The 20,320-nt window shown below is 67.8% G+C and carries 20 protein-coding genes and 1 pseudogene; 4 read left to right on the top strand and 17 right to left on the bottom strand.

What is annotated here, in order from left to right; translation table 11 throughout:
- Window positions 1-119: 119 nt before the first annotated feature.
- A pseudogene (locus tag AC1DXI_RS02755) lies at window positions 120-506 on the top strand (DUF1844 domain-containing protein); the annotation flags it as partial.
- Between the two features lie 72 nt (window positions 507-578).
- On the opposite strand, the gene AC1DXI_RS02750 reads toward AC1DXI_RS02755, so the two are convergent.
- The 8 genes from AC1DXI_RS02750 to AC1DXI_RS02715 form a co-directional block, all read right to left on the bottom strand.
- The gene (locus tag AC1DXI_RS02750; RefSeq protein WP_026538331.1) at window positions 579-1,892 is read right to left on the bottom strand and encodes an MFS transporter; all 1,314 of its coding nucleotides are present in this window, start codon (window positions 1,890-1,892) and stop codon (window positions 579-581) included.
- Window positions 1,893-1,954: 62 nt separating this feature from the next.
- The gene (locus tag AC1DXI_RS02745; RefSeq protein ID WP_476937328.1) at window positions 1,955-2,887 is read right to left on the bottom strand and encodes an SseB family protein; all 933 of its coding nucleotides are present in this window, start codon (window positions 2,885-2,887) and stop codon (window positions 1,955-1,957) included.
- A gap of 14 nt (window positions 2,888-2,901) precedes the next feature.
- Entirely contained in the window at window positions 2,902-3,648 is a 747-nt protein-coding gene (gene priA, locus AC1DXI_RS02740) for a bifunctional 1-(5-phosphoribosyl)-5-((5-phosphoribosylamino)methylideneamino)imidazole-4-carboxamide isomerase/phosphoribosylanthranilate isomerase PriA (RefSeq protein WP_476937327.1), read from the bottom strand.
- 43 nt (window positions 3,649-3,691) lie between these two features.
- Complete coding sequence (locus AC1DXI_RS02735) at window positions 3,692-3,850, bottom strand: hypothetical protein (protein WP_197026145.1); 159 nt, start codon at window positions 3,848-3,850, stop codon at window positions 3,692-3,694.
- Window positions 3,851-4,600, bottom strand: coding sequence for an imidazole glycerol phosphate synthase subunit HisH (gene hisH / locus AC1DXI_RS02730; protein WP_476937326.1), 750 nt, complete (start codon window positions 4,598-4,600; stop codon window positions 3,851-3,853). It lies immediately after the preceding gene.
- Entirely contained in the window at window positions 4,597-5,223 is a 627-nt protein-coding gene (gene hisB / locus AC1DXI_RS02725) for an imidazoleglycerol-phosphate dehydratase HisB (protein ID WP_026538327.1), read from the bottom strand. The genes hisH and hisB overlap by 4 nt, the downstream gene beginning before the upstream one ends.
- A 71-nt stretch (window positions 5,224-5,294) precedes the next feature.
- A complete protein-coding gene (locus AC1DXI_RS02720) occupies window positions 5,295-6,413 on the bottom strand; it encodes a histidinol-phosphate transaminase (protein ID WP_476937325.1) in 1,119 nt (372 codons plus the stop codon).
- Between the two features lie 68 nt (window positions 6,414-6,481).
- Window positions 6,482-7,057, bottom strand: a complete 576-nt coding sequence (locus tag AC1DXI_RS02715; RefSeq protein ID WP_476937324.1) for a LysM peptidoglycan-binding domain-containing protein — start codon at window positions 7,055-7,057, stop codon at window positions 6,482-6,484.
- A gap of 374 nt (window positions 7,058-7,431) precedes the next feature.
- Here AC1DXI_RS02715 and lexA point away from each other — a divergent pair, with 374 nt between their 5' ends.
- Window positions 7,432-8,181, top strand: coding sequence for a transcriptional repressor LexA (lexA, locus tag AC1DXI_RS02710; RefSeq protein ID WP_476937323.1), 750 nt, complete (start codon window positions 7,432-7,434; stop codon window positions 8,179-8,181).
- A gap of 91 nt (window positions 8,182-8,272) precedes the next feature.
- On the opposite strand, the gene AC1DXI_RS02705 is transcribed toward lexA, so the two are convergent.
- Both AC1DXI_RS02705 and hflX read right to left on the bottom strand, forming a co-directional pair.
- Window positions 8,273-10,402 carry an ATP-dependent DNA helicase gene (locus tag AC1DXI_RS02705; RefSeq protein WP_476937322.1) on the bottom strand — a complete coding sequence of 710 codons (2,130 nt, stop codon included), beginning with the start codon at window positions 10,400-10,402 and terminating at the stop codon, window positions 8,273-8,275.
- Window positions 10,395-11,999, bottom strand: coding sequence for a GTPase HflX (gene hflX / locus AC1DXI_RS02700; protein WP_476937321.1), 1,605 nt, complete (start codon window positions 11,997-11,999; stop codon window positions 10,395-10,397). Before hflX ends, AC1DXI_RS02705 begins: the two co-directional genes overlap by 8 nt.
- 599 nt (window positions 12,000-12,598) lie before the next feature.
- Here hflX and AC1DXI_RS02695 point away from each other — a divergent pair.
- A complete protein-coding gene (locus AC1DXI_RS02695; protein WP_018774452.1) occupies window positions 12,599-13,213 on the top strand; it encodes a class I SAM-dependent methyltransferase in 615 nt (204 codons plus the stop codon).
- On the opposite strand, the gene dapF is transcribed toward AC1DXI_RS02695, so the two are convergent.
- The 6 genes from dapF to AC1DXI_RS02665 form a co-directional block, all read right to left on the bottom strand.
- Window positions 13,194-14,147, bottom strand: coding sequence for a diaminopimelate epimerase (gene dapF, locus AC1DXI_RS02690; RefSeq protein ID WP_026538322.1), 954 nt, complete (start codon window positions 14,145-14,147; stop codon window positions 13,194-13,196). The genes AC1DXI_RS02695 and dapF overlap by 20 nt on opposite strands.
- 51 nt (window positions 14,148-14,198) lie before the next feature.
- Window positions 14,199-15,131: a tRNA (adenosine(37)-N6)-dimethylallyltransferase MiaA gene (gene miaA / locus AC1DXI_RS02685; protein WP_476937373.1), complete on the bottom strand. Its 933-nt coding sequence runs from the start codon at window positions 15,129-15,131 to the stop codon at window positions 14,199-14,201.
- 142 nt (window positions 15,132-15,273) lie between these two features.
- Window positions 15,274-16,884, bottom strand: coding sequence for a tRNA (N6-isopentenyl adenosine(37)-C2)-methylthiotransferase MiaB (gene miaB / locus AC1DXI_RS02680; protein ID WP_476937320.1), 1,611 nt, complete (start codon window positions 16,882-16,884; stop codon window positions 15,274-15,276).
- Between the two features lie 66 nt (window positions 16,885-16,950).
- Window positions 16,951-17,436 (bottom strand): regulatory protein RecX, encoded by a 486-nt coding sequence (locus tag AC1DXI_RS02675; RefSeq protein WP_476937319.1) that lies wholly within the window; start codon window positions 17,434-17,436, stop codon window positions 16,951-16,953.
- A 136-nt stretch (window positions 17,437-17,572) separates the two neighbouring features.
- The gene (gene recA / locus AC1DXI_RS02670; protein ID WP_018774457.1) at window positions 17,573-18,625 is read right to left on the bottom strand and encodes a recombinase RecA; all 1,053 of its coding nucleotides are present in this window, start codon (window positions 18,623-18,625) and stop codon (window positions 17,573-17,575) included.
- A 222-nt stretch (window positions 18,626-18,847) separates the two neighbouring features.
- The gene (locus AC1DXI_RS02665; protein WP_476937318.1) at window positions 18,848-19,084 is read right to left on the bottom strand and encodes a DUF3046 domain-containing protein; all 237 of its coding nucleotides are present in this window, start codon (window positions 19,082-19,084) and stop codon (window positions 18,848-18,850) included.
- A gap of 41 nt (window positions 19,085-19,125) precedes the next feature.
- Between AC1DXI_RS02665 and AC1DXI_RS02660 the strand changes: the two genes are divergently transcribed.
- Window positions 19,126-19,635 (top strand): MarR family winged helix-turn-helix transcriptional regulator, encoded by a 510-nt coding sequence (locus tag AC1DXI_RS02660; protein WP_370119711.1) that lies wholly within the window; start codon window positions 19,126-19,128, stop codon window positions 19,633-19,635.
- Between the two features lie 99 nt (window positions 19,636-19,734).
- Here the strand turns inward: AC1DXI_RS02660 and AC1DXI_RS02655 are convergent, their stop codons facing one another.
- Window positions 19,735-20,187 (bottom strand): helix-turn-helix domain-containing protein, encoded by a 453-nt coding sequence (locus tag AC1DXI_RS02655; RefSeq protein WP_026538316.1) that lies wholly within the window; start codon window positions 20,185-20,187, stop codon window positions 19,735-19,737.
- Window positions 20,188-20,320: the final 133 nt, after the last annotated feature.

Here is a 20,320-nt window from a genome sequence, read left to right as displayed (position 1 = left end):
AACGCACGTATGCGTCGCCGGGCGCCAACTTCAGTGACTAGCACTGGCAGTCAGAACACTGCATCCTATAAAAGCTTGAGAATAACGACATTTAGTCGGTCTGTGACAAGCTTACCAGCATGAGCACTTCAGATAGTAATTCCCACGTCTTCGAGCCCGCAGCCGACCAGGCGGACGTCTCGCAGCAGATCCGCGACATCTCGGAAGTCCCCTCGATCGAGGTCATCACCACGGCCGCCGTGCACCTGATGAGCGCCGCAGCGGTGAAGCTCGGCCTTGCCGCCGAGGAAAATGCCCAGGAACTCAAGGACCTGGACGAGGCCCGCAAGCTGATCACCGCCCTTGCCGGCCTGGTGACCGCGGCGGCGCCGGAAATCGGCTCACAGCACGCTGGACCGTTGCGCGATGGCCTCCGCTCGCTCCAGCTGGCCTTCCGCGAGGAATCTATCATTCCGGACGCTCCGGGCAAGGCGGACCACCCAGGTCCGCCCGCCGGCGTCGTTAACTCCGTTCGCACGATTCTCCGTTCGCACGGGCCAAGTGCGTGCCCAGCTTGGCGCGCTGGGCCCGGCCCGCATTCAGACGCGGGCCAGGCGGCTGCGCCGGACCTGTTGCAGGGCCAGTCCCACCAGGCAAAGGGCCACGCCCGCCAGACCCACCGAGACGAAGCCGGCCGACGGTCCGATGAGGTCGATGAACAGCCCGGCCAGCGGCGCGCCCAGGGCCACCCCGCCGGTGAGCGATGAACCGTACCAGCCCATCGCCTCCCCGCGCCGGCTTTCATCCACCAGTTCGGCCACCTTTTCAGAGGCCGCAGACAGCACCGGCGCGCACAGCAGACCCGGTAGCAACGCGAGCAGGCTGAGCGTCCAGACGTCGGTCGCGAAGGCCATCGGGACGGTCAGCGCTGACATCCCCAGCAACAGGAGAACCGGGGAGATGGGCCGGTGCATGGCGCCGTAGAGGATGCCGCCCACCACCGAGGCCGCGCACCAGAACAGGAACACGATGCCGATTTCGGCCTCGTGCCCGCCGGTCTGGAGCGCCGCGACGATCCCGACGTCGGTGCCGCTGAGGACCATGCCGGCGCCGGCCGCGACAGCGAAGACGGCGGCCACGGCGGCGGTGAACCAGCTGAAATTGTGGATGACGCGGTGGCGCAGGCCGGAGCCACGCCGTCGCCGTTCCTCGGCGGCGGCTGCCAGGGGTGCCAGTTCGGCTGCGGCCTCCTGCAGGTGGGCCGGTGCCGCAGCAACGACGGCGGCTTCCGCACATTCCAGCTCCTGCGCTTCAAGGCTGGCGTCCGGGGAGGCGCTCCGGGTGGGCGGGTTGAACCACATGAGGAAGAGTCCTGAGACGGATGTCGCCACGCCCACGACCGTCAGGCCCAGGACGGACTGGCCGCTGGTGGCGACGACGGCTCCGACGGCGGGGCCGATCATGAAGACCAGCTCGGTGGCGATGGCGTCCAGGGCAAAGGCCGTGCGGCGCTGTTCCCCGGGAGCCAGCACGCCCAGCGACTGCCGCACCACGCTGAAAATGGGCAGGGTCAGCAGGCCGCCGACGAACACCAGGGGCAGCAGGGCTTCGTAGGACACGTGCGGCACGATCGACCAGATCACGGTCTCGGAGACGACGGACGGAATGAGCGCCTTGCGCAGCCCCACGGTGTCGACCCGACGCCCGCGCCAGGGCGCGCCGACGGCGATTCCGATCGTCATGACGGCGGCGGCTGCGCCCGCGGCGGCGTAGCCCTGGCCGAGGGTCAGGACGATGTGGAGGGTCAGCAGGACTCCGGCCGCTGAGTGCGGTATGCGGGCGATCATGCCGACCAACAGGAGGCGCCTGATGGGCCGGACGGCCAGCAGCTCACGGTAAAGCGCGAAATTCACGGACTACATCCTTCTGGTACTGCCCACGGCAGCACCGGGAGGTCCCCCCGTTGGGCCGTCAGCTATGGTGCTGCGCGCTGCAGCTTGACCTCGATCGAATCAACCCGCTCGGCAAAGATTTCATTCCGGGCCCAGGCATCATTGAGGCCGGCGACGATCGACTGCACGCCGGCGGCGTCGAGACCGTCTTCAAGGTAGAGGACCACACGGAGTTCCGGGCCGGCTCCCCCACCGGGGAGCCGCCTGCCATCGGCCGTGGCCGAGGCAACTCCACCCCCCGGATGAATTTCAACACGGCGGACCGCCGGAAAGCCAACCGCGCCTTCCCCGAGGGCCCCCGCGAGATCGGGATCGGCGTACGACGGCGTCCAGGCCCGCTGCTGGGCGAGGGCCCACACTGCCGGCCGGCGGACCACGAATGTCACTTCCGAGCCGGGATCAATCACGAGCAGCTCGGCGCCTTCCGCAACCGCTGACAGGGCGGCCCGGGCCGCGTACACAGCGACCGGCCGGGCCTCCGGGTGCCACGCCGTCAGTGACGCCGCCGAGGTGAACACCGGCATAGCCGTCCGCCCGTCCGGCGCCTTGAGCGTCACCAGGGCCATGTCGGCTTGTTTGTCCGAGTGCAACTGGTCCCCGTTGGGCCCGGCCGCGGCCTCGCCCTCTTCGGCGAGCTGGGCGAGGATTGGCACGAACACCCGGGCGGTGGCAAGCGAGGCCACCACGGCGGCCTCGTCACCCGTGCCCGCGGCGAGGTCGGACAAAGCCGCCAGATAGCCGGCGTCGGCGGCGCCGTCGTCGTCGTCGAAATTGTGGATCTTTGCGTCATCGCCGGACAGGCTGCGGCCTGCCCAGGGTTGGCCGGCGGAGTCGGTGGCCCCGCCGGCGCCGGCGMGGGCCGCCGCGATGTGCCCGGGCAGATGCCGGACGGGACCTGCCCCGGTCCCTGCCTGCACTGCCTCATGGGGGTTGTGGGGCTCGTGGGTGTGCGTCATGGGCACCTTCGCCCCTAGCGGCGGCCGGCGGCGTCGAGGGCCTCTGGCAGTGTGAAGTTGCCGTTGTAGAGGGCCTTGCCGATGATGGCGCCTTCGACGCCGAGCGGCACCAGGGAACGCAGGACCTTGAGATCCTCGAGGCTGGAAATGCCGCCGGAGGCGACCACCGGCTTGCCCGTCTTCTCGACCATCTGGCGCAGGAGCTCGACGTTGGGGCCCTGGAGGGTGCCGTCCTTGGTCACATCGGTCACGACGTACCGGGCGCAGCCGGCGTCCTCGAGGCGGCCGAGCACGTCCCAGAGGTCCCCGCCTTCCTTGGTCCAGCCCCGGCCGGCGAGGGTGGTGCCGCGGACGTCCAGGCCGACGGCGATCTTGTCGCCGAAGCGCTCGATCACCCGGGCCGTCCACTCCGGGTTCTCCAGTGCCGCCGTGCCCAGGTTGACGCGGGCGACGCCGAGGTCGAGGGCCGTCTCGAGGGATTCGTCGTCGCGCAGGCCGCCGGAGAGCTCCACCTTGATATCGAGCCGGCCTACGACCTCGCGCAGGAGCCCGGCGTTGGAACCGCGCCCGAACGCGGCGTCCAGGTCGACCAGATGCACCCACTCAGCCCCCTGCTGCTGCCAGTTGAGGGCGGCCTCCAGCGGGGTGCCGTAGCTCGTCTCGCTGCCGGCTTCGCCCTGCACGAGCCGGACGGCCTGTCCGTTGACGACGTCGACGGCGGGCAGGAGCTCGAGTACGGGCAGCGGGGTTTCGGTGGTCATCGTGGAGTCCTCAGCTTGGGGATGGTGGTGGGAGCGGGTGCCGTCAGGACGCCGGCAGGGTCAGGAGGTAGGCGGCCAGCAGCGACATGCCGGCGAGGATGTAGAAAACGATCTGCACCCAGAGCGGGCTTTTTTGCTGGCGGAAGGAGATCGCGCCGCCAACCAGCAGGCCGGCGACGCCCATGAGCACCAGGGACCACATCTAGGCGGTTTCTTCCGCGGCTGCGGTTTGTTCCGCGGATGCTGGGCGCAGGCCCTGGACCCAGTTGCGCAGCAGCCGGGCCCCGGCGTCGCCGGACTTCTCCGGGTGGAACTGGGTGGCACACAGCGGGCCGTTTTCCACGGCCGCGATGAACGGGGCGCCGTGGTCGGACCAGGTCACCAGCGGCGCAGCCATCCGCGGCTGGATGACGTCGAAGTCCCACTGCTGGACCCCGTACGAGTGCACGAAGTAGAAACGCTCGCCCTCAACCCCGGCGAAGAGCTTGGACCCTTCGGGGACGGAGACGGTGTTCCAGCCCATGTGGGGCACGACGTCGGCAGGCAACAGTTCCACCTTGCCGGGCCACTCCCCCATGCCTTCGGCTTCGGTGCCGTGCTCGACGCCGGCCTCGAACAGCACTTGGAGTCCGACGCAGATGGCCAGCACGGGGCGGCCTCCGGCGACACGCCGGCCGATCATGCGGATGCCGTCAACGGCCTTCAGTTCGCGCATGACGGTTTCGAAGGCGCCGACACCGGGGACGACGAGGCCGTCGGCGTTGAGGACATCCTCAGGCTTGGCGCTGAGGATGACTTCGGCGCCGGCCCGCTCCAGGGCGCGGACGGCGGACCGGACGTTCCCGGAGCCGTAGTCCAGCACCGTAACAGTGGGCTTTCCCTCCGGGGAGACCGGCTTGGCCGCGGCGGCGGGGTCGATGATGGCCCCGTCGCGGAGCAGCGGGCCGGTCACAAGGCACCCTTTGTCGACGGGATGCCCTCGACCCGGGGATCCGGTTCGACGGCTGCGCGCAGGGCACGGGCGAAGGCTTTGAACTGGGCTTCGACGATGTGGTGGGGGTCGCGCCCGGCAGTGACGTTCATGTGCAGGCAGATCCCGGCGTGAAGGGTGATCGCCTCGAAGACGTGGCGGGTCAGGGAGCCCGTAAAGTGCCCGCCGATCAGGTGGTATTCCTGGCCTGCCGGCTCACCGGCGTGGACCAGGTAGGGACGGCCGGAGACGTCCACGACAGCTTGAGCGAGGGCCTCATCCAAGGGCACGGTCGCCTCGCCAAAACGACGGATCCCGGCTTTGTTGCCCAGGGCGGTCCGCAGGACCTCGCCGAAGGTGATGGCTACGTCCTCGACAGTGTGGTGGACATCGATGTGGGTGTCACCGGTGGCCTTGACGGTCATGTCGATCAGGGAGTGCTTGCTGAGGGCCGTCAGCATGTGGTCATAGAACGGGACCGACGTGCTGATGTCTGAAACGCCGGTACCGTCCAGGTTTATCTCGACCAGGACCGAGGACTCGCTGGTGGTCCGTTCCATGCGTGCGGTCCGGCCCTCGGCGGTGGTGGATCCGGTGTTGCTCATGTAGATGTGTCCTTTGGAAGAAGGCAGGGTGTTGGGCACTCTGGCGGGGACGATCGGGCTCCCCACCAAGTCTAGGCCTGCGGCTTTGCGGAGCCGGCCAGGATGAGTTCAAGGGCCTCCAGGAAGGCTGTGGTTTCTGTCTCAGTGCCGGCGGTGACGCGCAGGTGGCCCGGAATGCCGACGTCGCGGATGAGGACACCGGCGTCCAGCATGCCCTGCCAGACCTCATGGGGGTTCTCCAGACCGCCGAAGAACACGTAGTTGGAATCGGACGCGGCCGGCGTCAGGCCCAGGCGCGTCAGTTCCGACACGATCCGGTCGCGCTGGCGCTTGATGTCCTCGACGTCCGCCATGAGCGCCTCCCGGTGGCTCAGGGCGGCCAGGGCCGCGGCCTGGGTGATGGCCGAGAGGTGGTACGGGAGACGGACCAGCCGCAGGGCGTCCGCGACCTCCGGGGCCGCGGCCATGTAGCCGAGGCGCGCGCCGGCGAGGGCGAAGGCCTTGCTCATGGTGCGCGAGACGATGAGCCGTTCCCGGCCAGGCAGCAGGGTGAGCGCGCTGGGCGTGCCGTCGTGGGCGAACTCGTGGTAGGCCTCGTCGACGATCACGATGGTCTGGCTGGCCTCGCCGGCGTCATAGACCGCCTCGACCACATCGAGGCCCAGCCCAGTACCGGTCGGGTTGTTCGGGGAGCAGAGGAAGACGATGTTGGGCTGAAGCTCGCGGACCTGCTGTGCCGCCGATTCCGCGCTGAGCCCATAGTCCGAGGCGCGGGCCCCGACGATGTATTCCGTATCCGTGCCGGAGGCCAGCAGCGGGTACATCGAATACGTGGGAGGGAACCCGAGGGCCGTCCGGCCGGGGCCGCCGAAGGCCTGGAGGATTTGCTGAAGGACTTCGTTGGAACCGTTCGCGGCCCAGATGTTCTCCGCGCCCAGGCCATGGCCAAGGTATTCGGCGAGAGCTTCGCGCAATTCGGTGAACTCGCGGTCCGGATAGCGGTTCAGCCCGGCAGCGGCGGCGCTCACGGCCTCGGTGATCGCGGCGCGGACATCGGCCGGGACCCCATGGGTGTTCTCGTTGACGTTGAGCAGGATGGGGACGTCCAGCTGCGGCGCGCCATACGGACGCAGGCCACGCAGGTTGGCTCGGAGGGGCAGTCGGTTGAGGCGCTCAAGCTGGTCAGTCACGTGACCAGTTTAAGTGGTAGCGGGACGGGCGCTGAAACTGTGACGCCTGCGACGGCATCTGGGGGAGGTTACTTGGACGGGACGAACAGCTGCTGGCCCGGCATGACACCCGCGGCGTCCAGATTGTTCAGCTGCACGATGTCCGCCACGACGTCGCGGGGATCGCGCTCCGGAGCCACCGACCCCGCAATGGCCCAGAGGGACTCCCCCGGTTGCACTGTGACGGAAACGGTCGGCGTCACCGAGAGCTGGTCCGCGGAATCTGCCGCCTTGGCGGGGGCGTTGAGGAATCCGCTGAAGGACAGGATGAACGCCGCCAGCAGGATCAGGGGGACACCGAAAAAGACGAAGCGTCCGCGCCGGGTGAGCCGCAGCGGCGGCTGCTTCGGCCGGCCGGCGGAAACCGCGCCCGCGGCCCCTTGCGGCACCTGCGAGGTCGCGGACGTGCGGCGCCTGGCATTGAGCGGGTAGACGTTGCCGTAACGGGAACTGTCCTGGCCCATGCCGCTTTCGCTGATGTCGCCGTTTCCGACGATGCCGTGCCCGATGCTGCGGAGATCCGCCGCGCCGCCCGGAACAACACCTCGGCGGCGGGGCGTGATGCCCTGAATGCTAGTGCCGTGAAACGCGCTTGAAACTGACATGAACTGAGCCCTCCTGGACCATAGTTGCCGCCCGGCGTACTCACGTACTCGCCGCCAACCGGCCGAACCTTCGAACATAGAACCGAACATCGCTTGCGAACCCAGGTCAGCGAAATCGAACACATATTCGAATCTTGCTTGTTCTGTTTTAGCACTTACTAACGAACGATGTCGAGACTCGCTAGAACAAATGTTTGAAAAAGGTCTGCGGCTGGCCTATTTTTGAGGGACAGGACAACCACTTTGAACTCCCACTTTCGAACTCCCCGTGGGAATCCATTCGTAGTTGATCAGCAGGGTCTGACATTTCAGGCCGGAAGTTCCCGGTGACAGCAGCCACGGCAGCCGGGCGGAACGGAAAGGCATTGGCGAACATGGCAGCACAAGCCACCGGCGGCAGGGCCACCCCACGGAGCCCGCAGCCCGCCCGGGCCCCCAAGAGCCTTACCGTCCGGCAAAAGAAAATCCTGGAGACCATCCAGCGGTCCGTCACGGACAAGGGCTACCCGCCGTCGATGCGCGAGATCGGCGACACCGTCGGTCTCGCCAGCCTCTCGAGCGTGACCCACCAGCTCTCCCAGCTCGAGAAGCTTGGCTACCTGCGGCGTGATCCGAAGCGGCCCCGGGCCATGGAAGTGCTCATGCCGCTGACCCTGGACGAGGGGACCACGCCTATATCGGGGGTCGAGAAGTCCAGTCCCTTGCGGGCCGTCGGCGGCCTGTCGGTAACCGAGCTCGCCAGCGCCACTGACACGGTAATGGTGCCGTTCGTCGGACGCATCGCCGCCGGCGGGCCGATCCTCGCGGACCAGGTGGTGGAGGACGTTATGCCGCTGCCCCGCCAGCTCGTGGGCCATGGCGAACTCTTCATGCTCAAGGTCGCTGGCGATTCAATGATCGACGCCGCCATCTGCGACGGCGACTGGGTGGTTGTCCGCCGCCAGGGTGATGCCCTGAACGGCGACATCGTTGCCGCCCTGCTGGACGACGAAGCCACGGTCAAGACATTCCGCCAGCGGGACGGCCACACCTGGCTGCTGCCGCAAAACACACAGTACGAGCCCATCCTCGGCGACCACGCCGTCATCATGGGCAAGGTCGTCTCGGTACTGCGCTCCCTCTAAGCTGCGCTCCCTTTAGCCATCCCGGGCCAGGCCGCCAGTAGCGGCCACCCCGCGCGGATTTCCGGCGCAGGGTGGCGGCCCGGCCTGGGGTTTAGTCTTTCGCGGAGTCCTTCGCCAGGCGCTTCAGGGCCGCCATGGCTATCGATGAATCGGTGGTGGGCCAGAACGGCGGCAGCGCCGCGCGCAGGAAGCCGCCGTAGCGCTCCGTGGAGAGCCGCGAATCCAGCACTGCCACCACGCCCTTATCCGAGGTCGAACGGATCAGCCGTCCGGCGCCCTGCGCGAGGCGGATGGCGGCATGCGTGGCCGAGACGGCCATGAAGCCATTGCCGCCGGCCTGGGCCACAGCCCGCGAACGTGCCGTCATCAGCGGGTCGTCCGGCCGCGGGAAGGGAATCCGGTCGATGACCACCAGCCGGCAGGACACGCCAGGGACGTCGACGCCCTGCCAGAGGGACATGGTGCCGAACAAACACGTATCAGGCTCGTCGGCGAACTGCCGCACGAGCGCCGTCATGGTCGACTCCCCCTGGCACAGGATGCTGAGGCCCAGCCGGGGCCGCATGGCCTCGGCTGCTTCCTCGGCCGCACGCCGCGAGGAGAACAGGCACAGTGCACCGCCGCCGGACGCGCGGATCAGCTTCTCGAGTTCGTCCAAAGCCTCGGGGGACGTTCCGCGGCCGGGTTTTGGCAGGTGCCGGGCGACGTAGAGGATGCCCTGTTTCGGGTAGTCGAACGGGGATCCGACGTCGACGCCGGTCCAGCTCGGGGCGCCGTTGCCAACCAGGCCCAGGCCTCCGGCGGCGGGTTCGAAGGCAGCGCCGATGGCCAGTGTGGCCGAGGTCAGGATGACGGTGTGGTCCGCGAACAGGCCTTCGCGCAACCGTCCCGCGACGCTCAGCGGGGCCACATTGATCAAGGCCGGCGCGCTCTCGTCCGGCTGTGAGTAGCCCTGCGCCGGGTCGAAGCTGCTGTTGCGGGAGAACCACACGACTTCGCGGTTTTCGCGCGCTGCAAGGAGGCGTTCACAGAGTTCCAGGATGACCATGAGGCGTGAACGGGCCAGCTGGCGTCCGCCGTCGGCCGTCGCGGAGCTGTCCCCCTTGGAATCGGACAGGGCGGCGCGGCACGCGTCGCGCAGCTGGTCGATGCAGTCCAGCTGCTCGCTGTTCAGGCCATTGGGCATCAGCCCGCTGGGGACGCCGTCGATGGCCAGCTCCAGGTGGGCAGCGGCATTGTTCAGCGCATCCACGGTGATGCCCGTGTGCTTCCGGGCCCCGGACGCGGCGGCGTGCACCATCGCCACGGAGAGCTGGCCCGAGACCGCGCCCGTGACGCGGTCCTGGAGTTCGTGCGCCTCATCCACCACCACGACGTCGTATTCGGGCAGCACCGCCAGGCCTTCGAAGGCGCTGACGGCGAGCATGGCGTGGTTGGTGACCACGACGTCGGCATCGGCGGCGTTCTGCCGTGCCAGCTCGCTGAAGCATTCGGCCGCGAGCGGGCATTTCTGCGCGCCGAGGCACTCCATGGAGGTGACCGATACCTGGCGCCAGGCCCGGTCCGTGACGCCGGGCATGAGCTCGTCGCGGTCCCCCGTCGTGGTCTCCTCGGCCCATTCGCGCAGGCGGACGACTTCCTTGCCCAGCTGGGAGGACGGCCCGCCCAGTGCGGCGGCGAAATGCGGCACGCTGGTGTCCTCGCCAAGGGAAAACAGCTGTCCCTCGGAAGGTTCTTCGGACGGGAAGCCGCCCTCGAGTTTGTGCCGGCAGACGTAATTGGACCGGCCCTTGACCAGGGCGACCTTGACGGGCCGTTCCAGGGCAGGCGTGATGGTCTTGAGCAGCCTGGGCAGGTCGCGGCCCACGATCTGGGTCTGCAGCGCCAGGGTGGCGGTGGAGACCAGGGTGGGTTTGTTGCTGGTCAGCGAATGCGCGATGAGCGGAATCAGGTAGGCCAGGGACTTGCCGGTGCCGGTGCCGGCCTGGACCAGCAGGTGGTCGCCGCTGTCTATCGCGCGCGCCACCTGCCGGGCCATTTCGTGCTGGCCATCGCGGCTCTGCCCGCCCATGCCGGACACGGCACGGTCGAGCAGCTTAACCACAAACTCCTCGCCGGCCGCGCCGGCAACCGAACCGGTATCAGGCTCGGCCGATCCACCATCCGCTGGTTCGGCGTCGGCTGGATCGGCGTCGGCCCTGGTCACCGCCGCCTCAGTCATTGCTGATGAAGGGATCCAGTTCGGCGGCGAGTCCTTCACGCACCATCACCACGGCACGGGTCCCGGTTTCCTCGTGGTCGAGGCTGAGGATCTCGGCGTCGGTCTCGTGGAGCTTGCTGAGCAGATCCCCGCGGTTGTACGGGATCAGCAGTTCCAGCTTGACGCTGGGCCGCGGAATGCCGTCGCTGATGGCCTTGAGCAGTTCCGGAATGCCTTCGCCGGTGCGGGCCGAGACCACCACGTGGCGCGGCTCGCGCTGCTTGAGGCGTTCGACCACGAACGGGTCAGCGGCGTCGGCCTTGTTCAGGACAATGATTTCCGGAACCTTGCGCGCGTCGACTTCGCTGAAGACCGTCCGGACAGCGGCGATCTGGCCTTCCGGATCCGGGTGCGAGACGTCCACGACATGCAGGATCAGGTCAGAGTCGGCCACCTCTTCCAGCGTGGAGCGGAATGCCTCCACGAGCTGGGTGGGCAGGGAACGGACAAAGCCCACGGTGTCGGCCAGGGTGTATCCCAGCCCGTCAGCGGTTTCGGCCTTGCGGACGGTGGGGTCCAGGGTGGCGAACAGGGCGTTTTCCACCAGCACCCCCGCGTCGGTCAGCCGGTTCAGCAGCGAGGACTTCCCGGCGTTGGTGTACCCGGCGATCGCCACCGAGGGCACGGCATTGCGACGGCGGTTGGCCCGCTTCGTTTCCCGGGCAGGCTTCATGGCGGCGATTTCGCGCCGCAGCTTGGCCATCCGGGTCCGGATCCGGCGGCGGTCCAGTTCGATCTTGGTCTCACCGGGACCACGCGAGCCCATGCCGGCACCGGCGCCGCCCACCTGGCCACCGGCCTGGCGGGACATCGATTCACCCCAGCCGCGCAGGCGCGGGAGCAGGTATTCGAGCTGGGCGAGCTCCACCTGCGCCTTGCCTTCACGGCTCTTGGCGTGCTGGGCGAAGATGTCCAGGATCAGCGCTGTACGGTCAATGACCTTGACCTTGACGATGTCCTCCAGGCCGCGCCGCTGGGACGGGGCCAGTTCGGCGTCGACGACGACGGTGTCGGCGCCGGTGGACATCACGATGGCTTTCAGTTCCTGCGCCTTGCCGGAGCCGAGGAAGGTCCCGGGATCGGGCTTGGCGCGCCGCTGGACGAGCCCGTCGAGGACCTCGGAGCCGGCTGTCTCAGCGAGGGCGGCAAGTTCACGCAGGGAGTTCTCGGCGTCCGCGAGGGTGCCCTCGGTCCAAAGGCCGGCCAGGACGACGCGCTCAAGGCGCAACTGCCGGTATTCGACCTCGGTGACGTCTTCGAGCTCGGTGGACAGGCCGGCCTTGCGGCGCAGCGCGTGGCGTTCCTCAAGGTCCTGCTGGTCGCCGTCGAAGTTGGTGTACACCTCGTCCAGGCGGGAGATGGCCTGTGCCTTGCCGAGCACCGACGTCGGGCCGCCGGTACCGGCACCGGCGGCGGTGCCATGGCTGGTGCCGGAGCCGCCGCCGCGGCCTGGGGCGGGGGTGTCCTTGGAAAGGATCCGGTCGATTACAGCTTGGATCTCCTCAGGGCTCATGTCCTGGGCTGCTGAATCGGGTCCGGTGTTGGGATGGCTGGTCATGGTCTCCTTTAAAGGTTCGGCTCTTTCAGAATAGTGCCGATTGATGCTCTGTGGGGCGGTATTCGCGCTGGGCTGACGGCGAGGGGTCATGCAGGCCTCCTGGATTGCCCGCGGCAACGGTGCCGGGGCAGGGCTGGCTCCGTGCGGAGCGGCGGCTGGGTGAGGATGGGAGCGGCAAGAAATGCGCGCGGCTGTGGGGAGCGTGCGGCTGTCGGGAACATAGTGACGTAGTCGCCATCCGCTGAGCCGGGCCTCGGATCAGCCAAGGAGTGCCGCGCCCCTGAAACACGGTGTCTGAGAAACACGGGCACCGGGCAACACACGTCTGGGAAACAGAGTGTCTGGGACAGCGGCTGGAAGTCCAAGTAGTTCGAGTGCCCGCGGGTGAGGAAACTCACCCTGAAGATGGGGCACTCAGCGGAAGGCGTGTACCTGCGGCGCTACGGAGTCGCTGCGGTGTCGCTACGGAGTCGACTCAAGGACGGGACGGGACCCGTGCCGGCTACTTGGAGATCAAGATCATGTTTCGTAGCGTAGCAGACGCCGGCGCTCCCACCCGGTTTCCCATACGGGCTGGCCGCGAACTAATCTGGCCCATTATGGAGTCTGCACACTATTTCAGCGCCCAGCCGGCCGGGCCGTTCACCCGTAAGCCGCTCACCGTGGATCTTGCCGGTGAGACGCGCCGGCTGCAGACGTCCTCGGGGATCTTCAGTCCGGACGGGATAGACAAGGGGACGGCGGTGCTGCTCGCCGACGTCCCGGCTCCGTCGCCGCAGGGCAACCTGCTGGATATCGGCTGCGGCTGGGGACCGATCGCCCTGACTATGGCCCTGCGGGCACCGCACGCACAGGTCTACGCGGTGGACGTGAACGAACGTTGCGTGACCCTGACCAACGAAAACGCGGGGCTGTTGGGGCTGAACAACGTAACCGCCAGCACGCCGGACGCTGTCGACCCCGAACTGCGCTTTGACACCATCTGGTCCAACCCGCCGATCAGGATCGGCAAGGACGAGCTTCACGCCCTCCTGCGCCTGTGGATTCCCAGGCTGGCGCCGGGCGGATCGGCCTGGCTCGTGGTCCAGAAAAACCTCGGCTCGGACTCGCTGCAGCGCTGGCTCTCGGCGGAGCTCGACTCCAGCTTCAGCGTGACCCGGGAGAGCACGTCGAAGTCATTCCGGATCCTTCGAATCAGGAAAGCGTCCCGCTAGCGACGATCACGGCCGGGCCGCTGAGTTCGACGTGTTCGTGCCCCTCCGGGCCCAGGAAGAATTTCACGCCGACGACGCCGCCGGGGACGTGGACGTTCCACGCGTCCGGTGCGCCCTGGCCGGCCCAGTGGCGAATCGCGACGGCGGCGGCGCAGGCGCCCGTGCCGCATGACTGGGTCTCCCCCACCCCGCGCTCGTGGACCCGCATGGTGATGGTGCCGGTGCCGTCGTGGACCAGTGGTTCGGACGGCACAACGAATTCGACGTTGGTGCCGTGCGGCGGCGTCGGGTCCACCCGGGGGGCCGTGAACAGCTGCGTGGCTTCCAGTTCGGCCGTTTCGGCCAGGGCCACGACGGTGTGCGGGTTGCCCATGCTGACGGAGAGGGCGGGGCGCGCGACTTCGAGCCCGTCGGCGCTGACGAGCGAATCCATGGCCCGCGCCGTCGCTTCGCCCGGGAAAATGAACTCCCAGGGGCCCATGTCCACGGCGTAGCCCGAAGCTGTCCGGACGATCGTCTTCGCACCGCCCCGGGTTCCAATGACGAGGGATTCGCCGGCCGGCAGGTCCACGAGGCCTTCGGCGATGAGGAAGTGCACGAAGACGCGGACTCCGTTGCCGCACATCTCAGAGAGCGAGCCGTCGCCGTTGCGGTAGTCCATGAACCACTCGGCGTCGGGGTGTGCGGTCAGCAAATCCTGTCCCTCGGGCAGGAGCCGGGAAGGCACGGCGCGGATCAGGCCGTCGCCGCCGATGCCGCGGTGCCGGTCGCAGAGCGCCGCGACGTGCTCCGGGCTGAGCTCGAGCGCGCCGTTGGGGTCTGCGATCAGGACAAAGTCGTTGCCCGTTCCGTGGCCTTTGGAAAACTTCAGACCGCTCAGGGGTGCGGTGTCGCCTGCAGTACGGTCAGCGGCTACGGCTTGGGATTCGTCCATGCTCCAAGGTTACCGTTCCGTCCTGACCGCTCCGGTACCGTGACCCAAGCGCTACGCCGGAGGCGGAACCGGCGTCGCCCGGCAGAGGCCGGAGGCCTCTGCCACCAGATCAGGATCGTGCCAGCCCAGCCACGTGACCCGGGGATCCGCACGGAACCAGGTCAGCTGTCGGCGCGCGAACTGCCGGGTGGCAATGATGGTGTCGTCCGCAGCCTGCTCCAGGCTGGAGGCACCGTCGAGCACCCGGAGGAACTGGGCGTAGCCAAGGGCCCGTGGCGCCGTCCGGCCGTTGCGGAGCCCTGCGGCGTCCAGCCGGCGGACTTCGTCCAGGAGCCCCTGGTCAACCATTGCGTGGACCCGGTCGGCGAGGCGCTGCCGGAGCAGTTCCCGGTCCACCTCGAGTCCGATCTGGACGGCAGGCTGGAAGTATTCGCGGGCCGGCATGAAGGAGCTGAATGGCCGCCCGGTGAGCTCGAAAACTTCCAGGGCTCGGATGATCCTGCGGTCGTCGCCGAGCCTGCCCGCGGACACGGGGTCCACTGCTTCCAGCCGTTCCCGCAGGGGCGCGGGTCCCGCGGTGGCCAGTTCCGCCTCAAGCCGTCCGCGGATCTCCGGATCCGTGCCGGGGAACTCGAGGACATCGAGGGCAGCGCGGACGTAGAGTCCGGAGCCGCCGGCCAGGATGGCCCGCTTGCCCCGCCCGTGGATGTCGGCAATCAACGCGCGGGCCTGCTGCTGGAAGTCCGAGACGCTCGCTTCCTCGGTCACGTCCAGAATATCCAGCAGGTGATGCGGCACACCGCGGCGCTCGGCCTCGGTGATCTTGGCAGTGCCGATATCCATGCCACGGTAGAACTGCATCGAGTCGGCGTTGATGACTTCACCGTCGAGCTCGAGGGCCAGGGAGACTGCCAGGTCTGATTTGCCGGACCCCGTCGGCCCGACGACGGCGATCACCGGCGGCGCCCCCGGCACCGCCGGCACCGCCGCATTTTGGGCAGTGTCCCGCTGGGCTGTGTCCTGCTGGGCTGCGTCCCGCTGGGCTGCGTCCCGCTGGGCTGTGTCCTCGACTCGTGTGGCCTGGGCTGCTGCGTCGTGCGCGGCACCCTGCGGGCCGGGCACGGCGCTAACGTCCGCGGACCGGGAGGCTGGGCATGCCCAGCGACACGCCGGAGGTGCCCGACTCGCTGGTCTTGCCCGCGGGGCTGGCCGGGGCTCCGCAGGAATCTGCCTGCGAACGGTCCCAGGCGTCACCGGCACGGGACCGGCGCAGGCTGTAGTCCTCGGCCGAGGCTGGGTCCGAGACGAGGTGGAATGCCGCCGCCTCCGTGATGGTGACGGTCACCAGATCGCCGGGCCGGGGCACTTCGGCTCCCGCGGGCACGGAGAAGTGCACCAGCCGCTGGTCCTGGGACCGGCCGGAGAGGCGGTGGGTTTCCCCAGCCTTACGGCCCGACTGGGCGGTCACCATGACCTCGACGCGGCGGCCGAGTTGCCGGGCGTTTTCCTCTGCGGCAATCCGGTCCTGCAGGGCCGTGAGGCGCTCAAAGCGTTCCTGGACCACGGCTTTGGGCAGCTGGTCCGGCAAATCCGCGGCGGGCGTGCCTGGCCGCTTGGAGTACTGGAAGGTGAAGGCGGTGGCGAACCGGGATTTCTTCACGACGTCGAGGGTGGCCTGGAAGTCCTCCTCGGTCTCGCCGGGGAACCCGACGATGATGTCCGTGGAGATGGCGGCGTGCGGGATCTTCTCGCGGACCTTGTCCAGGATGCCGAGGAACTTGGTCGAGCGGTAGGACCGCTTCATGTCCTTGAGGACCTTGTCCGAGCCGGACTGCAGGGGCATGTGCAGCTGCGGCATGACGTTGGGGGTCTCGGCCATGGCGTCGATGACGTCGTCGGTGAAGGCGGCCGGGTGCGGGCTGGTGAACCGGACCCGTTCCAGGCCCGGGATGTCGCCGCACGCACGCAGGAGCTTGGAGAACGCCTGCCGGTCGCCGAATTCGACGCCGTAGGAGTTCACGTTCTGGCCCAGCAGTGTTACCTCGATGGCACCGTCGTCCACGAGCGCCTGGATTTCGGCCAGGATCTCGCCGGGGCGGCGGTCCTTTTCCTTGCCCCGCAGGGCCGGGACGATGCAGAAGGTGCAGGTGTTGTTGCAGCCCACGGAGATCGATACCCAGCCTGAGTAGACGGAGTCCCGCTTGGTGGGAAGGGTGGAGGGGAAGACGTCCAGCGATTCGAGGATCTCCAGCTGGGCCTCATTGTTGTGGCGTGCCCGGTCCAGCAGCGCCGGCAAGGCCCCGACGTTGTGGGTGCCGAACACGGCGTCCACCCACGGGGCTTTCTTGAGGATGGTCTCCCGGTCCTTTTGCGCGAGACAGCCGCCGACGGCGATCTGCATGCCAGGGTTGGCTGCCTTGACCGGGGCGAGGATGCCGAGGTTGCCATACAGCTTGTTGTCGGCGTTTTCCCGGACCGCGCAGGTGTTGAAGACCACGACGTCGGCCAGCTCGCCGGCGGAGGGGACGTAGCCTGCGGCTTCCAGCATGCCGGCCATCCGCTCGGAATCGTGCACGTTCATTTGGCAGCCGAAAGTGCGCACCTGGTAGGTGCGGGGCTGGGCCGGGGCGGGACTTTCCGGTGCGCCGCCGGGGTCTGCGCTGGTTGCTGGCTGCACCGCCGGTGGCGCTGTTGGAGAAGTCGTGCCGGCTGCTGGGGAAGGAATGGTAAAACTCACCTGTTAAGGGTAACGGGTATGGGTGGCGGGCAGCGGCTGGTCCGCGCAGACCCCGGCTTGGCGGCTCTAGTCCCCGTCCCCTGCATGGCCGGCGGCGGCATCGAGCACCTCACCCACCACCCGGAAGGCGAGCGACGGCTGGTAGCCCTTGCGGGCCAGCATGGAGGCGAGGCGGCGCGTCACCTTGTCGCGTTCGGCACGGTCTTCGCCGCCGGTGAATCCCCGCAGCTTGCGCTCCACGAGCTCCCGGGCGGCCGTTTCCTCGTCGGCGTCGCTGAGCTGATCGAGCGCGCCGGCAGCAGTCTCCGGGTCGATGCCCTTGTCCGCAAGTTCGCGCCGCAAGGCCCCCTTGGCGAGCTTGCGGGTCTGGGACCTGCTGCGGACCCACATGTCGGCGAACTCGGCGTCGTCAACCAGCCGCACTTCCTCGAAGCGGTCCAGCACGGCCTCCGCGACGTCCTCGGGAACGTTGCCTTCGGCCAGTTTGCGCGCGAGCTGCAGCCGGCTCTTGGGCGAATTCGTCAGCTGCCGCAGCACGATGGCACGCGCCACGGCCGCGGGGTCCGCGTCCCGGTCTTGTTCGGCCGACGCACCCGCGCCAGGGGCGCTGTCCGCGGGCTGGTCGGGGCCGACAAAGCCGGGGGCAGGATTCCGTGATGGAAATCCTGCCCCCTTGCGCCGCCGGCTGTTAGAAGCCGTCAACGGCCTTCAGCTTCGGTGATTCCTCGGTCTCGGCCGGGGCCTTGACGCCGACACCGAGCTTTTCCTTGATCAGGCGCTCGAGTTCCGCCGCCAGCTCCGGGTTGTCGCGCAGGAAGCGGCGGGAGTTCTCCATGCCCTGGCCCAGCTGGTCGCCATCGTAGGTGAACCAGGAGCCCGACTTTTTGATCAGGCCGTGCTCGACACCCATGTCGATGATGCCGCCCTCACGGGAAATGCCCTGGCCGTAGATGATGTCGAACTCGGCGATCTTGAAGGGCGGGGCCATCTTGTTCTTGACGATCTTTGCCTTGGTGCGGTTGCCGACGGAATCGGCGCCCTCTTTCAGGGTCTGGATGCGGCGGACGTCGATGCGGATGGAGGCGTAGAACTTCAGCGCCTTACCACCAGTGGTGGTTTCTGGGGAGCCGAAGAAGACACCGATCTTTTCACGCAGCTGGTTGATGAAGATGGCCGTGGTCTTCGTCTGGCTCAGGCGGCCGGTGATCTTACGGAGGGCCTGGCTCATCAGGCGGGCCTGCAGGCCCACGTGGCTGTCGCCCATGTCGCCCTCGATTTCCGCGCGGGGAACGAGGGCGGCCACGGAGTCGATGACTATGACGTCAAGGGAGCCGGAACCGATAAGCATGTCCATGATTTCCAGTGCCTGCTCGCCGGTGTCCGGCTGGGAGACCAGGAGCGCGTCGGTGTCGACGCCGAGCTTGGCGGCGTATTCCGGATCGAGGGCGTGCTCGGCGTCGATGAAGGCGGCAATGCCGCCCTGGCGCTGGGCGTTGGCAACGGCGTGCAGCGCGACCGTGGTCTTACCGGATGATTCCGGACCGTAGATTTCCACGACGCGGCCGCGGGGCAGGCCGCCAATTCCCAGGGCGACGTCCAGTGCGATGGAACCGGTCGGGATGACTTCGATGGGCGCACGGACTTCATCGCCGAGGCGCATAACCGAGCCTTTGCCGAACTGCTTGTCAATCTGGGCAAGCGCTGCGTCGAGCGCCTTCTGGCGATCCGGGGCTGCGGCCATGATTCACACCTCTAATACTTTCTCGCTGTGGAGTGGCCGTGGAGGCCTTTGTCTGTCATCACTGACGCTACTGGCACCCTCCGACAAAGTTGTCGAGAGAACCACTTATGTGGAAAACGGTCTGAAAAAAAGCATATCGCTATCCGAACAGATATTCGAACAAGCGGGCGGCGTGTCAGGCGCCAACGGGGCCCGGCAGGCGTCAGCGCGACGTCGCAGGCGTCAGCGGGGCCCGGTGGTGTCACGGGGTTTGACGTCCCGGCCCAGGCGGCGCTCCGGCGGGACGTCCTGGACGTCGCACAGGGCAAGCCACACCTGGCGGGGCGGAACGCCGGCGCTGAGGGCCTGCTCCGCGGTGCGGCCTCCAACCCCTGCCAGGACCAGCGAACTGCTCAGGACGCGGGAGTATCCCGCGCCGAACTCGTCGTCCATAAGCCGCCAAAAGTCACTGATTCGCACGAGTAAAGTCTCTCACGGCCCGGGACTCTAGAATGGTTGCCATGAGCAACCCAACTGAGTCCGCGGGAGATGCCGCTCCCGATCCCGCCGGCGCGGACGCCGCCCTGGACGCCGTCGAGAACCAGCTGAGCCTGCTCTGGCGCCGGGGCCGGTCGATTTCCCATCAGCTCTCGCGCCAGGTCCATCCGGACATGGAACCCGCCGCCTACGGGCTGCTCAGCGTGATCCGCAAGCAGGGTCCCATCCGGCTGACGGATCTCGCCTCCTGCATCGGTGTCGGCAAGCCTTCGGTGAGCCGGCAGATCGCCTTCCTCGAGGGCCTCGGGCTGGTATCCAAGGAGGCGGACCCCCTGGACGGCCGGGCGCAGGCCATCCGGCTGACGCCCGAAGGCGAGGAAAGGATGCACCAGGTCCAGGACGCCCGGCGTGAGGTGTTTCGGGAACGCCTGGCGGAATGGCCCGCCGAGGATCTGCAGGCGCTGGCCATGTACATGGCCAAGCTCAATGCCACCTACGAACGCGACGGGTTCCCCCGGGACGAGCCCGCCTGACTCCCCCGGCGGGAATCCAGGTCCCCGGAACACGTCAGAGGACCTCCGGCCGGGGCCGGAGGTCCTCTTGTGTGTCTTAGGTCTTAAGTGAGTTGGGGTTTAGCGTGCTCCGGAGAGGAGGCCCTTGGCCAGCTCGTCGGTGAGGTCGGAGTTGAGCTCCCGGTCGAGGTCGCGGCCGTAGCGCTGCGCGAACTCCTGGGGAACGGTGTCCGGAACCGCGACGCCCTCGGCGACCGCGACGCGGTCGCTGACTTCGCGGAGCATGCTCGAAAGCGGAACATCGAGGGCCGAGCAGATCGAGGAGAGCAACTCCGAGGAGGCTTCCTTCTGGCCGCGTTCCACTTCGCTCAGGTAGCCCAGGGAAACACGGGCACTGTGCGAGACTTCGCGGAGCGTACGGCCCTGGCGCTGGCGGACGTCGCGCAGGACATCACCGATTTCGTGACGTAGAACAACCATCTTGCGCTCCTTCTGTTCGCTCTTGGCCTGATCGGCGAGGCCCACATCCTTCCAGCGGACAACGCCGTTAACGGATACGGGCTGCTTTACCATCTGTATCGCCTTGCTCCTCGTACTGTCGAGTCCGCCGGTGGGGCGGACTCTGCTGATGACTTCATCCTAGGCGCCTCCCTCATTTGGAAGCGACACAATGTAACAACTATTCGGAATCAACTTTTGTTCCCGG

The organism is Arthrobacter sp. P1_H7 (assembly GCF_056405215.1).
The sequence above is the reverse complement of the archived record's forward strand: the minus strand, read 5'-3'. Positions and strand labels throughout refer to the sequence as shown.

What these genes read in the sequence shown, in the direction of transcription:
- AC1DXI_RS02660 (WP_370119711.1), top strand. Translation starts at nt 19,126, where the DNA reads ATGAGCAACCCAACTGAGTCCGCGGGAGATGCCGCTCCCGATCCCGCC.
- priA (WP_476937327.1), bottom strand. Translation starts at nt 3,648, where the DNA reads ATGACCACCGAAACCCCGCTGCCCGTACTCGAGCTCCTGCCCGCCGTC.
- hflX (WP_476937321.1), bottom strand. Translation starts at nt 11,999, where the DNA reads ATGACCAGCCATCCCAACACCGGACCCGATTCAGCAGCCCAGGACATG.
- AC1DXI_RS02655 (WP_026538316.1), bottom strand. Translation starts at nt 20,187, where the DNA reads ATGGTAAAGCAGCCCGTATCCGTTAACGGCGTTGTCCGCTGGAAGGAT.
- AC1DXI_RS02735 (WP_197026145.1), bottom strand. Translation starts at nt 3,850, where the DNA reads ATGTGGTCCCTGGTGCTCATGGGCGTCGCCGGCCTGCTGGTTGGCGGC.
- hisB (WP_026538327.1), bottom strand. Translation starts at nt 5,223, where the DNA reads ATGAGCAACACCGGATCCACCACCGCCGAGGGCCGGACCGCACGCATG.
- AC1DXI_RS02715 (WP_476937324.1), bottom strand. Translation starts at nt 7,057, where the DNA reads ATGTCAGTTTCAAGCGCGTTTCACGGCACTAGCATTCAGGGCATCACG.
- lexA (WP_476937323.1), top strand. Translation starts at nt 7,432, where the DNA reads ATGGCAGCACAAGCCACCGGCGGCAGGGCCACCCCACGGAGCCCGCAG.
- AC1DXI_RS02705 (WP_476937322.1), bottom strand. Translation starts at nt 10,402, where the DNA reads ATGACTGAGGCGGCGGTGACCAGGGCCGACGCCGATCCAGCCGACGCC.
- dapF (WP_026538322.1), bottom strand. Translation starts at nt 14,147, where the DNA reads ATGGACGAATCCCAAGCCGTAGCCGCTGACCGTACTGCAGGCGACACC.
- recA (WP_018774457.1), bottom strand. Translation starts at nt 18,625, where the DNA reads ATGGCCGCAGCCCCGGATCGCCAGAAGGCGCTCGACGCAGCGCTTGCC.
- AC1DXI_RS02695 (WP_018774452.1), top strand. Translation starts at nt 12,599, where the DNA reads ATGGAGTCTGCACACTATTTCAGCGCCCAGCCGGCCGGGCCGTTCACC.